11 protein-coding genes are annotated in these 14,466 nt (G+C 72.8%); 8 read left to right on the plus strand and 3 right to left on the minus strand.

What is annotated here, in order from left to right:
- Positions 1–291: 291 nt before the first annotated feature.
- Genes ACZ5ON_RS05665 through ACZ5ON_RS05675 form a run of 3 tightly spaced genes read left to right on the plus strand, consistent with a single transcriptional unit; the run spans position 292 to position 2,307 of the window.
- Positions 292–531 (plus strand): hypothetical protein, encoded by a 240-nt coding sequence (locus ACZ5ON_RS05665; RefSeq protein ID WP_465585908.1) that lies wholly within the window; start codon positions 292–294, stop codon positions 529–531.
- Positions 528–1,448: a 1-phosphofructokinase family hexose kinase gene (locus tag ACZ5ON_RS05670; RefSeq protein ID WP_465585910.1), complete on the plus strand. Its 921-nt coding sequence runs from the start codon at positions 528–530 to the stop codon at positions 1,446–1,448. The genes ACZ5ON_RS05665 and ACZ5ON_RS05670 overlap by 4 nt, the downstream gene beginning before the upstream one ends.
- A 10-nt stretch (positions 1,449–1,458) precedes the next feature.
- The gene (locus ACZ5ON_RS05675; RefSeq protein WP_465585912.1) at positions 1,459–2,307 is read left to right on the plus strand and encodes a class II fructose-bisphosphate aldolase; all 849 of its coding nucleotides are present in this window, start codon (positions 1,459–1,461) and stop codon (positions 2,305–2,307) included.
- 68 nt (positions 2,308–2,375) lie between these two features.
- Here ACZ5ON_RS05675 and ACZ5ON_RS05680 read toward each other — a convergent pair whose 3' ends face one another.
- Both ACZ5ON_RS05680 and ACZ5ON_RS05685 read right to left on the minus strand, forming a co-directional pair.
- Entirely contained in the window at positions 2,376–3,218 is an 843-nt protein-coding gene (locus ACZ5ON_RS05680; protein WP_465585914.1) for an ABC transporter permease, read from the minus strand.
- A gap of 2 nt (positions 3,219–3,220) precedes the next feature.
- Positions 3,221–4,186 carry an ATP-binding cassette domain-containing protein gene (locus tag ACZ5ON_RS05685; protein WP_465585916.1) on the minus strand — a complete coding sequence of 322 codons (966 nt, stop codon included), beginning with the start codon at positions 4,184–4,186 and terminating at the stop codon, positions 3,221–3,223.
- A 434-nt stretch (positions 4,187–4,620) separates the two neighbouring features.
- Between ACZ5ON_RS05685 and ACZ5ON_RS05690 the strand changes: the two genes are divergently transcribed.
- The 5 genes from ACZ5ON_RS05690 to ACZ5ON_RS05710 all read left to right on the plus strand — a co-directional run bounded on the left by ACZ5ON_RS05690 (position 4,621) and on the right by ACZ5ON_RS05710 (position 11,953).
- Positions 4,621–5,064 (plus strand): pyridoxamine 5'-phosphate oxidase family protein, encoded by a 444-nt coding sequence (locus tag ACZ5ON_RS05690; RefSeq protein ID WP_465585918.1) that lies wholly within the window; start codon positions 4,621–4,623, stop codon positions 5,062–5,064.
- Positions 5,065–5,111: 47 nt separating this feature from the next.
- Positions 5,112–8,162, plus strand: a complete 3,051-nt coding sequence (locus ACZ5ON_RS05695) for an amino acid adenylation domain-containing protein (protein WP_465585920.1) — start codon at positions 5,112–5,114, stop codon at positions 8,160–8,162.
- 29 nt (positions 8,163–8,191) lie between these two features.
- The gene (locus ACZ5ON_RS05700) at positions 8,192–9,430 is read left to right on the plus strand and encodes a cytochrome P450 (RefSeq protein ID WP_465585923.1); all 1,239 of its coding nucleotides are present in this window, start codon (positions 8,192–8,194) and stop codon (positions 9,428–9,430) included.
- 43 nt (positions 9,431–9,473) lie between these two features.
- Positions 9,474–10,709 carry a cytochrome P450 gene (locus ACZ5ON_RS05705; protein ID WP_465585925.1) on the plus strand — a complete coding sequence of 412 codons (1,236 nt, stop codon included), beginning with the start codon at positions 9,474–9,476 and terminating at the stop codon, positions 10,707–10,709.
- A gap of 275 nt (positions 10,710–10,984) precedes the next feature.
- Positions 10,985–11,953, plus strand: a complete 969-nt coding sequence (locus tag ACZ5ON_RS05710; RefSeq protein WP_465585927.1) for a helix-turn-helix domain-containing protein — start codon at positions 10,985–10,987, stop codon at positions 11,951–11,953.
- Here the strand turns inward: ACZ5ON_RS05710 and ACZ5ON_RS05715 are convergent.
- The gene (locus ACZ5ON_RS05715) at positions 11,919–14,402 is read right to left on the minus strand and encodes a hybrid sensor histidine kinase/response regulator (RefSeq protein WP_465585929.1); all 2,484 of its coding nucleotides are present in this window, start codon (positions 14,400–14,402) and stop codon (positions 11,919–11,921) included. The two genes, ACZ5ON_RS05710 and ACZ5ON_RS05715, sit on opposite strands and share 35 nt — an antisense overlap.
- Positions 14,403–14,466: the final 64 nt, after the last annotated feature.

The raw sequence follows: 14,466 nt of genomic DNA on the forward strand, positions 1-14,466 counted from the left end.
GATGGGGGTGACTTCGGGGCGCCGCGGAGACGTTCAGCCGCTTGACGGCCTCGCCGAGCTCGATCCGGCTCCTGGGCGCCGAGGATTTCGAGCGGCCTCGTCGCTGTTGGTGCGTTCCCATCACCACTTCTCAGCCGTGCCGTCAGATGTTGGGCCTCGCACGCGAATCTCCCGTCGTGCAGACGTGCTCGATCCGGCGCCGCAGTATTGCTCACAGTTGATCGATATCGCTATAAAGAGATCAGCTTCGAGCAGGCGGCTGGCAGTATTGTGCGCACAGGAGGGTCCGTCATGAGCCACGTCGAGCGGTTCGATCCGGCCGCTGCCGGCATCGCGGTGCCGGGCACCGCCGACGGCGGGGCGGGAAGCTCGGTGCTCGACGCCGATCTCGGCCGGCGGCGGTTACCGGTCCGACGCCAACTCGCCGGACCCCCGGGCCGCCGGGGCGCCTTCGGCCACGACGTCCGCTCCGGCGGTCGGGGTGTGGCGCTGCCTGCCCAGGACCCGCTGAACGGGGAGACCCGAGCGTGATCCTCACCGTCACGCTCAATGCCGCGCTCGACGTCACCTACCGCGTGGACCGACTGCGCCGGCACGACGGCAACCGGGTCCGCGCCGTGGCGGAACGGGCCGGTGGCAAGGGCGTCAACGTCTCCCGGGTCCTGCGCGCGCTCGGACGGCCCACCGTCGTGACCGGCCTGGCCGGCGGCCTCACCGGTGCCGCGCTGCGCCGCGACCTCAGCGAAGCCGGGCTGGCCGACCAGCTGCTGCCGATCGAGGGGGAGAGCCGCCGCACGGTGGCCGTGGTGGAGGAGCAGGCCGGCGACACCACGATCCTGCTGGAGCCCGGGCCGGTGGTCCGGCCCGGGGAATGGGCGCGCTTCCTGGAGCACCTCGACGCGCTGCTGCCCGGTACGGCGGCGGTGGTGTACTCCGGCAGCCTGCCGCGCGGCGTACCCGAGGACGCGTACGCCGTCCTGGTCCGCCGAGCGCACGCCCACGGGGTGCCTGCGGTGGTGGACGCCGACGGCGATGCCCTGCGCGCCGCGCTGCCCGCCGGGCCGGCGCTGATCAAGCCGAACGCGGGAGAGCTGGTCGCCGTCACCGGCCTTGCCGATCCGGTCGCCGCCGCCCGTGCCCTGCGCGCCGCCGGTGCCGGGGCAGTGGTCGCCTCGCTAGGCCCCGGCGGCCTCATCGCCCTTACGCCGCACGGCGGTTGGCGCGCCGAGCCGCCCGAGCTGCTGGCCGGCAATCCGACCGGCGCCGGGGACGCCGCGGTGGCCGCCCTCACCCTCGGGCTGGTCGCCGGTGCTCGCTGGCCGGACCTGCTGGCCGAGGCGGTGGCGCTCTCCACGGCCGCCGTCGCCGCGCCGCTGGCCGGCGAGTTCGACCCCGCCGTCCACCGGCGCCTTCGATCCCTGGTGGACGTCCGCCCCTTTCGTACCTGAGGAGTTCCCCATGCCCCTGACCGGTACCGGCGCCATCGTCACCCCCGCCGCGAGCGCCGCGCGCGGGGTCGGCGCGTTCAACGTCATCCAGCTCGAACACGCCCAGGCCATCGTGGCCGGTGCCGAGACCGCCGGATCGCCGGTGGTGCTGCAGCTGAGCGAGAACGCCGTCCGCTACCACGGCGCGCTCACCCCCGTCGGCTCCGCGGTGCTGGCCGTCGCCCGCGCCGCCGAGGTGCCGGTGGCCGTCCACCTCGACCACGCGACCCGCCCGGAACTCGCGCACCAGGCCGTGGAACTGGGGTTCTCCTCGGTCATGTTCGACGCCTCCGCGCTGGACTACGAGGAGAACGTCCGCACCACCGCCGAGGTGGTCGCGCACTGCCACGCCGCGGGTGTCTGGGTGGAGGCCGAACTCGGGAAGGTCGGCGGCAAGGACGGTGTGCACGCGCCGGGCGTCCGGACCGACCCGGGCGAGGCCGCGGCCTTCGTCGCCGCCACCGGAGTCGACGCACTCGCCGTGGCCGTCGGCACCTCGCACGCCATGCTCACCCGCGACGCCGCGCTCGACTTCGAGCTCATCGCCGTGCTGCGCAAGGCCGTTCCGGTGCCGCTGGTCCTGCACGGATCCTCCGGAGTGGCCGACGAGCACCTGAGCCGCGCCATCGAGCACGGCATGACCAAAGTCAACATCGCCACCCACCTGAACAAGGTCTTCACCACCGCCGTCCGGCGGGCCCTCGCCGAGAACGCGGAACTGGTCGACACCCGCCGGTACCTCGGGGCCGGACGAACGGCCATGGCGGGTGAGGTCACCCGGCTGCTCGGCGTACTGAAGGCGGTGCCTTCCACGCCCTGAGGCTGGTTGGAACACCAGGGGACCGGACACCGGCAGGCCCGGCGGCGCGACGCCGACCTGCCGGTCGATCACCCCGCCGCGTCGCGGTACTTGCGCACCGACAGCCAGGAGAACAGCCCCAGGATCAGCAGCGACCAGAGCGTGGACGCCGCGACCGGATGCCGCATCGGCCAGACGGGCGCGCCGTCGGCCCCGGGGTTGCCGAACAGGTTCCGGCACGCCTGGACGGTGGCGCTGAACGGGTTCCAGTAGGCGATCGCCTGCAGCCAGCCCGGCATGGTGTTCACCGGCACGAAGGCGTTGGAGAGAAAGGTGAGCGGGAAGAGCCAGATCAGGCCCGCCGAGGTGGCGGCCTCCGGGCTGCGCACCGACAGGCCGATCAGCGCCCCGATCCAGGAGAAGGCGTAGCCGAGCAGGAGCAGCAGCAGGAAGGCACCCAGCGCCGCGAGCACCCCGTGGTGCGCCCGCCAGCCGACCAGCAGCGCCACGACAGCCAGCACCAGCAGGATGAAGGCACTCTGCACCACGTCGGCCAGGGTCCGCCCGGCGAGCACCGCCGAGCGCGCCATGGGCAGCGAGCGGAAGCGGTCGACCAGGCCCTTGGTCATGTCCTCCGCGATGCCGGCGGAGGCCCCCGCCACCGCGAAGGTGACCGTCTGGGCGAAGATCCCCGCCATCAGGAACTCCCGGTAGCCGCCGCCCGGTACCTTGATCGCGCCGCCCATCACGTACGAGAAGAGAAGTACGAACATCACCGGCTGCAGCAGCCCGAAGACCACGATCTCGGGAATCCGGGTCATCCGGCGCAGGTTGCGCTTCGCGACCACCCAGGAGTCGCGCGCCATCTGGACGAGTCCGCCGCGCGGCTGCGGGATCCCTTGTCCCCCCGCTCCGTCGGTGACGACCGCCATGGTCACGCGTCCTTTCCGGGGCCGGTCTCCTCGGCCGCGTGGCCGGTGAGGAAGAGGAAGACGTCGTCGAGGGTGGGCCTGCCCAGGCCGATGTCGTCGATGAGGATGTCCCGCCCGTCCAGCTCGCGGATGACGGCGGCGAGCACCCTGGCGCCCCCGCGCACCGGTACGGTGATCCGCCGGGTGTGCTGCTCCACACTGAGCCGGCCCGTCCCGTACGGGGTGAGCGCCGCGACGGCCGCACCGATCAGCTCGCGCTCGTGGACCACCACTTCCACCCGCTCGCCGCCGATCCTGGCCTTGAGGTCGTCGGCGCAGCCGCGTGCGATCACCCGGCCGTGGTCGACCACGGCGATGTCGTGCGCCAGCCGGTCGGCCTCCTCGAGGTACTGGGTGGTGAGCAGCAGGGTGGTGCCCTCGGTCACCAGCGCTTCGATGACCTTCCAGAGCGCCAGCCGGTTGCGCGGATCCAGGCCGGTGGTGGGTTCGTCGAGGAACATCACCGGGGGCCGCACCACCAGTGCGGCCGCCAGGTCGAGCCGGCGGCGCATACCGCCGGAGTAGGTCTTGGCCAGCCGGTCAGCCGCCTCGGCGAGGTCGAACGACTCCAGCAGCTCCCGGGCGCGCGCCTTGGCGTCCCTGGTCCGCATCTGGTAGAGCTCGCCGACCATCTGGAGGTTCTCCCGGCCGGTGAGGTACTCGTCGACCGCCGCGTACTGACCGCAGAGACCCATCAGGCTGCGGACCCGGCCGGGGTGTCTGAGCACGTCCACCCCCGCCACCTGGGCGCGGCCCGCGTCGGGCCGCAACAGGGTGGTGAGCACCCGCACCGCGGTGCTCTTGCCGGCGCCGTTGGGGCCGAGCAGACCCAGCACCGTCCCCTCCGGCACGTCCAGGTCGACCCCGTCCAGGGCCCGTACGTCGCCGAAGGTCTTCACCAGGCCCTCGGCTCGGATGGCTGCCCTCATGTGCCTCTTCCTTCTCCTGGTGAACCACCTGACGGTCAGGGCCTGTCCTCGCACCTGGCAGGACCTCTCATTGTGCTTTCCGGCGGGGGAACGGCCCGGTAGCCCACGCGTCCCGTCGGCCACCCCGGCCGATGACCGGCGGTCCGCTCCCACCGAGCACCCGGGAGGCGGAAGCACCCCGTCCTCGCCCCCCGCCCGGATGCGAGCCACCCGGGTGTGATGAAAGGTTGGAAGAGGACCGGTCCCTGCCCCGGACGAGCCACGGGTCCTCGACGGCCCGGCGCACCGGCCGAGGGCGATGGAGGACCCGCACACAGCGGTGGCGCCGGCGCGGCGCCCGGCCGGAGGTCACCCCGTCGGCCCGTCCTTCTCCGCACCACGTCAACACCGGATGCGTTCCCTGCCGAATCGAGGCGGTACCAGTGGATCTCAGGATGTCGGTCGAAGACCGGGAGGAGTTCCTCGCCGGCCTGCACGTGGGGATCCTGGGAGTGGACGATCCGCGCCACGGCGGTGGGCCGTTGCTGGTACCGCTCTGGTACTCCTACCGGCCCGGTGGGCTGGTGACGATCCAGACCGGGCGGGAAACGCAGAAGGCGCGGCTCATCCACGGCGCGGGTCGGTTCAGCCTCTGCGCGCAGGACGAGACGGCACCCTACCGCTACGTCAGCGTGGAGGGTCCGGTGGTGGCCGTCGAGGACCCGCTGCCGCCGGCCGAACGCGAGGAGCTGGCCCGCCGGTACCTGGACCCGGACACGGCGGAGGCGTACCTGGCGGCCAATCAAGGGCAACTGGCCGACGACATCCTCATCCGCATGAGACCCCGGAGATGGCGGACCGCCGACTTCGCCGCCTTCGCCGAGGAGTTCGAACCGTAGCTTCCCGTGCCAGGTGGTCCGTGCGCGGCAGAGAGCGTGATCTTCCGATGGACACTCAGACACTGACGCATCAGTCGGCGGCCCAGCAGGCCGGGACGGGGTGCTATCCACGCGACCGCTGTCTGCACGAGCTGTTCGACGCCCGGGCGGCGCGCCGCCCGCAGGACACCGCCTCCGTACAGCACGGTCGCAGCATCAGCTACGGCGAACTCAAGATCCGCTCCGATGCGCTGGCCGCCCGGCTGCACGACTCCGGTGTGCGGCACGGTGACAAGGTCGGCGTGTGCGGAGGCCGGTCGCCGGAAGCACTGGTCGCCTTCCTGGGCATCCTCAAGGCCGGCGCGGCGTACGTTCCGCTCGACGACACCTCACCGCCCGCGCGCCTGCAGGCGATGGCCGAGGACGCCGGGGTGCACACCCTCGTCACGCTGCCCGGCAGCGCCCGCCGCATCCGGCGCGTGCGTGCCCGCATCGACCTGGGCGGCCTGGCGGCGACCGCGCCGGTCGCGGTACCGCAGGCCCGGGTGCACCCCGCGGACTGCGCCTATGTGATGTTCACCTCCGGCTCGACCGGTCGCCCCAAACCGGTGGCGATCCCGCACCGCGGCGTCGTCCGGCTGGCCGCCTCCGACCTGGTCGGGCAGCGGCCGCGGCCCGGTGAGCGGGTGCTGCACGCCTACGGCCTCTCCTCGGACGCCTCTTCGATCGAGATCTGGCCCGCGCTGCTGGCCGGAGCCTGCATCGTGATCGCCGAGCAGGAGGAACTGCTGTCACCGGCCGCCCTGGAGTCACTGCTGCTCACCGAGCGGGTCGGCATCGCCTACCTCACCACCGGGGTGTTCCACCACATCGCGCGCACCAGGCCGTCGGCACTGCGGTCGCTGCGGTTCGCCTCCGCCGGCGGGGAGGCGATGGACGCGGAGCTGGCCCGCGCGATACTGGCGGCCTGCCCGGACACCACCGTGGTGAACTTCTACGGTCCGACCGAGAACAGCGTGGTCTCGACCGCACACCTGGTGCACGACCTGCCTCCAGAGGTGACGGCCGTGCCGATCGGCCACCCGTTGGAGAACTCCACCTGCCATGTGCTGCGCGAGGACGGCACGCCCGCAGGCGTGGGCGAGGAAGGTGAACTCCTCGTCGGCGGAGACGGGCTCGCACTCGGGTACCTCGGCGACCCCGAGCTGACCGCCGAGCGCTTCGTCGACGACCTCGTCGAGCCCGGTACGCGGCTCTACCGCACCGGTGACCGGGTGGTCCGGCGCGCGGACGGCGTACTGGAGTACCGGGCCCGGATGGACAGGCAGATCAAACTGCGCGGGCACCGCATCGAGCCGGACGAGGTGGAGACGCGGCTGCGGGCGGACGACGCGGTGGGCGAGGCCGTCGTCGAACGGGACGGCGACGCCCTTATCGGATACGTGACACCGGCCCGCCCCGGCCAGGCGCTGCCCCTGGACCGCATCCGCAGCGCCCTCGCCGGCTGGCTGCCCGCGGCCGCGGTGCCCGCGCGGCTGGTCGAGGTCGCGCGGTTCCCGGTGACCGCGGGGGGCAAGGTCGACCGCCACCGGCTGCGCAGGCTGGCGGCGACCGAGCCGGCCGCCACCCCGGTCGCGGTGGACGGCCCCGGTCCCGGTCCGCAGGACACCCTGGCGCGGGTCTGGCAGCTGGTGCTGGGTGTGCACCCGGCGCCGGGAGACGGCTTCTTCGACATCGGCGGTGACTCCCTGCTTGCGGCCGAGGTCGTCACCCGTACGCTGACCGCCTTCGACCTCGACGCCAGGTACGGCCGCACCCTGGTCCACAGCCTGCTGCGCTACCCCACGCTGGAGGAGTTCACCGCCGCCGTCGCCACCGTCAAGGACCGGCACGGCGGCGAGAGAGCCGACACGGGCCCGGTGGACTTCCGTGCCGAAGCGCGGCTGGGCTTCACCCTGCCGCCGCAGCGCGGACCGCACCCGGACTGGCGGCATCCCGGGGAGGTGCTGCTCACCGGCGCCTCCGGATTCGTCGGCGCCTTCCTGCTGCTCGGGCTGCTGCGCCGGACCGACGCCCGGGTGCACTGCCCGGTGCGCAGCCGGGACGGTGCCCACGCCCGGCAGAAGGTGACGCGGAACCTGGCCCGCTTCGGCCTGGCCACCGCCGAAACCGCCGACCGCACCGTGTGCTTCCCCGCCGACCTCGCCGAGCCCGGCCTCGGTCTGGAACCGGGCCACGCCGAGGAGCTCGCCGACACCCTCGACCTGGTGGTCCACGCGGCCGCGCAGGTCAACTTCCTCTATCCGTACGACGCGCTGCGCCGCGCCAATGTGGAGGGCACCAGGGAGCTGGTACGGCTGGCGGCCGGACGCCGGGTGCCGGTGCACTTCCTCTCCACCGTCGCGGTGCTGGCCGGCTTCGGGACCGCCGGCGTGCGGCACGTCGACGAGGACCTGCCGCTCGACCACGCCGACTGCCTCACCATGGGCTACGCCGAGAGCAAGTGGGTCGCCGAAGAGGTGCTGCGCGACGCCGCGGGTCAGGGCCTGCCGGCGGCGGTCTACCGGCCGTACGAGATCACCGGGGACCGGCGGACCGGCGCCTGCAACACCGACACCGCGATCTGCTCGCTGTTCAAGACGATCAGCGAGACCGGGCTGGCCCCCGACATCCCGCTGCCGCTGGACTTCGTCCCGGTGGACTACCTCGCCGACGCCCTGGTGCACATCGCCACCACGCACCGCACCACCCGCCGGACCTACCACCTGACCAATCCCCGCCCGGCGAGCCTGTGCGACATGCTCGACCGGATGGACGCCGCGGGCCACCGGATCCGCCGGCTCCCCTACGAGGAGTGGGTTGGCGAACTCGTCCGCCATGTCGCACAGCACCCCACGAGCCCCACGGCCCCGTTCGTCTCACTGTGCGTGGACCGCTGCAGGCAGGCCGACATGTCCGTCAAGGAGATGTACTTCGAAGGCACCTTCCCGACCGTGGGGCGGGCCAACGTCGAGCGTGACCTGGCCGCTTCGGGTCTGCGCTGCCCTCCGGTCGACGCGGAACTGCTGGACCGCTACCTGGAGTACTTCTACGCCACCGGCTACATCGAGCGCCCGTAGCCGGAGCAGCCCCGGGAAGGGGAGCGCGCATGACCGCACAACCACCCGGTGCGCGGGGAAGCGGACCCGAGCCGGACGTCCTGGACTTCCCGCTCCCGCCGCCGGGCACCATGGGGCCGCCCGCGGAGGCCGCGTGGCTGCGCGAGAGCTGCCCGCTGGCCAAGGTCAGGATGCCGATGGACGCGACCGCCTGGTACGCCACCCGGTACGAGGACGTCCGGACGCTGCTCGCGGACCCCCGATTGATCAGGCCGACCATCAACGACTGGCCGTCGCGCCCCGGACAGCCCGCGGACGACGGGCCGCGCCTGGTCACGATCGCCGAACTCGACGGCCCCCGGCACGCGGCCCTGCGCCGGGCCCTGGCCCACCCGTTCAGCTCCCGGGCCGTGCGGGACCACCTGCCGCGCATCCGCCGGCTCGCCGAACGACTCCTGCAGGAATTCCAGGAGGACGGCCCACCCGGCGATCTGGTCGCCGGCTTCACCGACCCCTTCCCCCTGCTGGTGCTGTGCGACCTGGTGGGCATCCCCTTCGAGGACCGGGACCGGTTCCTTCCGGTGCTGGAGGCGGCCCTCGGCGGGATGGTGACCTCGCAGGAGGGGCGCCGGGTCACCGATCTGCTGCGCGGGTACGTGGCCGAACTGATCGCCCGCAAGCGGAACCGGCCCGGCGGCGACGTCCTGACGCAGCTGGTCCGCCAGTGCGACGACGGAGCGCTGACCCACGACGACGTGATGGCGTTCGGGCTGTCCATGCTCACCGTCGGCTTCGGCATCAGCAGCTTCTTCCTGGCCGACTCGGTGCACACCCTGCTGGAGCGGCCGGACCTGTGGGCCCGCCTGCGCGACGACCGGGAGTCGATGCCCGGCGCAGTGGAGGAGTTCCTGCGCTACATGCCGGTGATGAACGGCACCGTGATCCTCCTGGCGACCGAGGACATCGAGCTGCACGGGCGGACGATCCGCAAGGGGGACGCCGTCATCCCCGTGCCGGCCTCCGCCAACCGGGACGAGCGGGTCTTCGCCGACGCCGACCGGCTCGACCCGAGCCGGACCGGCGCGATCACGGGCCACGGGGGCCATCTCGCCTTCGGCCGGGGGACCCACAACTGCCTCGGCGCCCATCTGGCACGCGCCGAACTGACCGTGGGTCTGGAGGCGTTGCTCGACGTCTTCCCGCGACTTCACCTGGCCGAAGGACAGGAACCCAGCTGGGACGACGAATCCGTGACCAAGTCACCGCTGACCCTCCCGGTCAGCTGGTGAGGCCGACCCGGCCGCCTCCCACCCGCCCAGGGGAGCACCATCAGTGAGCAGCACACCGCCGGAACCCGCCGTCGAGTGGCCCGTCATCGACCTGCCCCTCCCGCCGCCGGGCACCATGGGGCCGCCCGAGCAGTACGGGTGGCTGCGCCGCCAGTGCCCACTGGCGCAGGTCCGGCTGCCGGCCGGCGCCACCGCCTGGTACGCCACCCGCTACGAGGACGTCCGGGACCTGATCGCGGACCCCCGGCTGATCAGGCCGACCATCAACGACTGGCCGCCCCGGCCCGACCGGGCCGCCGACGACGAGCCGGGCCTGATCACGATGATGGAACTGGACGGCCCCCGGCACGCGGCCCTGCGCCGGGCCCTGGCCGAGCCGTTCAGCGTCCGGTCCGTCCGGCGCCGGCTGCCGCGGCTGCGCCGGTCGGCCGACCGGCTGCTGGACGAGTTCGTGGCCGGCGGGCAGCCCGGTGACCTGGTCGGCGGCTTCCTGGAGCCCTTCCCGCTGCTGGCCATGTGTGAGATGGTGGGCATCCCCTACGAGGACCGCGAGTACTTCCTGCCCAGGGCGGACGCCGCCCTCGGGGCGATTCTCACCCTGGACGAGGGCCGCCAGGTCACCTCCCAACTGCGCGAGTACATCCGGTCGTTGCTCGAACGCAAGCGGCGCGAGCCCGCCGACGACATCCTCACCGAGCTGGTCCGCGCGTGCGGGCGCGGCAGTCTGGACGGGGAGAGCGTGGTCAACTTCGGACTCTCGATGCTGGTCGCCGGCTACCGGACGAGCACCATGTTCCTGGGGGACGCCGTGGTGGCGCTGCTGACCGTGCCCGGCCAGTACGCCCGACTGCGTGACGACCGCGGAGTGATGCCCGATGCGGTGGAGGAACTCCTGCGGTACGTACCGGTGATGAACGGTGTCGTGGTCCTCCAGGCCGTCGAGGACATCGAGTTGCACGGTAGGAGGATCCGCGCGGGCGACGCCGTACTGCCCGTCCTCGCCTCCGCCAACCGCGACGAGCGGGTGTTCGCCGCCGCCGACCGGCTGGACCTGTGCCGAGCGGACAACCCGCACCTCACCTTCGGCCGGGGCGCGCACAACTGCATCGGCGCGCACCTGGCCCGGGCCCAGATGACCGTGGGACTCCAGGCGCTGCTGGACCGCTTCCCGGACCTGCGTGTGCCCGACGGCCACCACCCCACCTGGGACGACGAATCCCCGAGCAAGTCACCGCTCACCCTCCCGGTCAGCTGGTGCGCCACCGACGCCGCCGCGTAGGAGGCAGCCCTGCGGCACGGGCTGGTACGGCCGGAATCCGGCAGATCGCCGCGACGTGTTGGTGGTCTTCGAGAGACCGGCCCTTGTGCCGAGCCCCGGCGCCGTGGCCGCACCCGAGTGGGCCGGTGCCGACGGTGATAAATATGCACAGATATCTGATCTCAGCGGGTTCGCCCGGTAGATTCCGCAGCTCGGAGCGACTGCCGACACGGTGCGGTCCCGGTGGGAGCAGGTGCAGGATGCGCAATCAATCCTTGAGCGGGGCAGGTTCGGTCATGGGGACGGAGCTCGCCCAGGTGCTCCGCTCCGGCCCCTTCGATCTGGCGCTGCGGACGGCGATCCGCGAGCAGGGCCTGAGCCTGGAGGCCGTCCAGCGCCGGTTGGCCCGCCGCGGCATCCAGGTGAGCGTGTCCAGCCTCAGCTACTGGCAGCGCGGCCGCAGCAGACCCGAGCGGGCTGCCTCGCTGGACGCCGTACGCGCGCTGGAGGAGGTCCTGGAGCTGGAGCGCCACTCGTTGATCGTGCTGCTCGGCCCGCGCCGGCCGCGCGGCCGGTGGATCGACCACGTTCCCGGCTCGCTGGACCACCGCCGGACCTACGGCGATCAGGCCGTCGAGCGGGTCCTCGCCGACCTCGACCCGCGGGCCAACACGCGGGTGGAGACTCTCCACACGCGCATCGACGTGCACATCGGGCCCGAGCGCGAGGAGCGCAGGGTCGACGTCCTGCAGATCGTGCGAGCGCTCGACCGGGGCGCGGACCGGCTGATCCTGGTAACCCGGGCCGAGTCGGAGACGTCGGCCGACGCCGATCTGTTCGGACTGGTCGGCTGCCGACTCGGCCGGCGTCGCATCGACCGCGAACACGGCATCACTGCCGCCGAGTTGCTCTTCGACCTCCCGATACCGCCGGGCGGCAGCACGATCGTCGAGTACAGCTATGCGTACCCGTCCTCGCACGTAGCCACGGAGTACGAGCGGAAGGTGTGCGTCCCCGGCCGAAACCTGGCGCTTCGGGTGAACTTCGACGTCGGCATGCTGCCGGCCGGCTGCACCGCGGCCTGGCGGCCGCACCACGACGCGCCGGCCCGGACGGTCCAGGAGGTGCGGATCTCCTCGACGGGTCAGGCGTGCCTGGTCGTCCCCGACGTCGCCCCCGGAGTGCACGGCCTGTACTGGGAGTGGGACGACACCTGCGCGGATCGGCTGGTCAGACCGAACCGGCTGATGAGTGCAGGGAGTTGAGCTCGACGATCGCTGCCGCCACCTCGTCGGCCAGGCCCGCGGCCGTCCCCGGGGGTGGTGGGCCGCCCGTCTCGGCCAGCCGCTCGATCCGACGGCACCGGGCCGCCAGTGAGCGGGCGCCGATGGTGGCCGCAGCCCCTGCCAACCGGTGCGCCGCGGCACCTAGGGCGGGCAGGTCCGCTGCCCGGACGGCGGCGGCCACCGCCTGCGCGAGTCCGGGTGCGGTGATGCCGAACGCCTCTGCCGCGGCTGGGAAGGCCCCGCACTCCGCCAGATCGGCCACCACCTCGCTGTCCCATTCGATCCGCCAGGCCGGTGGCGGAACCGGGAACGGCGAACCGCCGGCCGTCGCAGCGGTGACCGGTGCCCGGTCGCCGCGCTCCGAGGCGCCGGCGCCCCGCAGAGCCCCGACCAGCGCCGGCCAGTCGACCGGCTTGCCCACCACCGCCTGGATGCCGGCCTCCCGGCAGGCCTCGAGCACCTCCGGTTCGCGTTCCCCGGTCACCGCGACCACGGGCGGTGAGGCGTGGTGCCGTCCGGCGCGGATCGCCCGGGTGGCGGCGAGCCCGTCCAGCCCCGGCATCCGCAGGTCCATCAGCACCAGGTCATACTCGGCCCTCCGGATGGCGGCCACCGCCTGCTCACCGTCCGGTACGAGGTCGACGGTGAAGCCGGCCCCCTCCAGCACGTCCCGGGCCACCTGCCGGCAGACCTCGTCGTCATCGGCGACCAGGACGGCCCCGCCCACCGCATCCAGGAAGGGCGGCAACTCGACCCCGCCAGGCCCGGGGACCGGCGCCAGCCCGAGCGTGAACCAGAACCGGCTGCCCTGCCCGGGCGTGCTCTCCACGCCCATGCGCCCGCCCATGGCGGCGACCAGCTCCCTGCTGATGGCCAGCCCCAGTCCCGCGCCCTCCACCGCCTGTCCCGCTCCGGCGCACCGCGTGTAGTGGTCGAAGATCCGCTCCTGCTGGTCCGGCGTCAGCCCGTCCCCGGTGTCGCGGACCTCGAACCGCACCACGTACCCACCCGGCCCGGCTGCATCGGCGACCAGATCGACCAGCACGTCCACCCGCCCGAGCGGAGCGTACTTCACGGCGTTACCCACCAGGTTGACCAGCACCTGCCTGATCCGCCCGGCATCGCCGGCCAGCCGGTCCGGTACCTCGGGCGCAATCCTCGCGTCCAGCCGGAGCCCCTGCTCCGTCGCCTGCGGTGCCATCAGGTCGAGCACCTCGGCGCACAACCACTCGGGATCGAAGGCGACATGACGGAGCGTCAATCTATTTGCCTCGATCCTGGACAGGTCCAACAGGTCATCCACGATGGTGAGCAGGGCCGCGGCCGAGCTCCGAGTGGCAGCGGTATAGCGGCGTTGGAGCTCGTCCAGCCCGGTGGCCTCCAGCAGCCCCGTCATGCCGACGATGCCGTTCATCGGGGTCCTGATCTCGTGGCTCACCTCCGCCAGGAGGGTGGACTTCCGCTCGGAGAGCAGCAGTGCCTCGTCCCGGGCCGCCTGCAGGGCGTCCTCGGCCCGGCTGCGCGCCCAGGCCAGCCTGATCTGGGCGGCCAGGCCGATCAGCAGGACCGTGCCGAGCAACAGGACCGCGCCGACCACGGCCGAGCGCAGCGCGAGCAGCGGGGCCAGGGCCTGCCTCTCGGGCACCGTCGCGGTCGCGATCCAGCCGAAGCCGGGCACCGGCCGGGTCGCGGTCAGGACCTGGCCGTGACCGTCCGAGGGCCGGGCGGACGGCCGGTCGGACGCCGACGACGCGACGGGCGCGCCCGTCTGGTCGGTGATCACCAGGCCGATACCCTGTGCCGCGGCGATCTGGTCGGTGAAGGTCTGCAGCGCGTCCAGGCGATATGCGGCGGCGAGCACGGCGCCGGGCCGGCCCGTCCGGTCGCGCACGGGTGCGGCGATCACCACCGCCCGCCCGGTGCCCCGCGTCTCCGGTGCGTATCCGGCGGACAGATAGGTGCGCGGACTCGCCACCTCGGCCCGGAACCAGTCGGTCGCGGTCGGATCGCGTAGGTAGCCCAGGTCCGCCGAGTCGGCCAGCGGAAGACCGCCGAGGTCGCACAGCAGCACCTCGGCCACCCCCGGCTGGGAACTGCGCAGCTGCTTGACCTCCTGCATCGGCGACTCGCCCTCGGTGATGTGCCTCGGGTCGGACAGGTAGGCGGCCAGTGCCGGGTCGTTCGCCGAAGCGGTGACCAGATCACCGAGTGCTGACAGCCGGTCAGCGGTGACCACGGCGCTGGTGGTCGCGGTGGTGGTGAGCCCGGTGCTGACCTGGTGCCGTACTGCGTCCTGTGCCGACGACAGGCAGAACTGGGCCAGCGTCAGCAGGGGCAGCAGCCCGAACGCCACGTACAGCGCCGCCAGGCTCAGCACCGGCCGCCGGGGGCCCAGCAGCATGGCCGGGCGACCGGTTCGTCTCTCCATCCGCACCTCTCGCCAACCGGCCGGGCCGCGCCCCGTCCGGTGTCGCAGCATTATGGTGGGCCGA

The sequence above is a fragment of the Kitasatospora sp. NPDC032150 genome, from assembly GCF_055579945.1.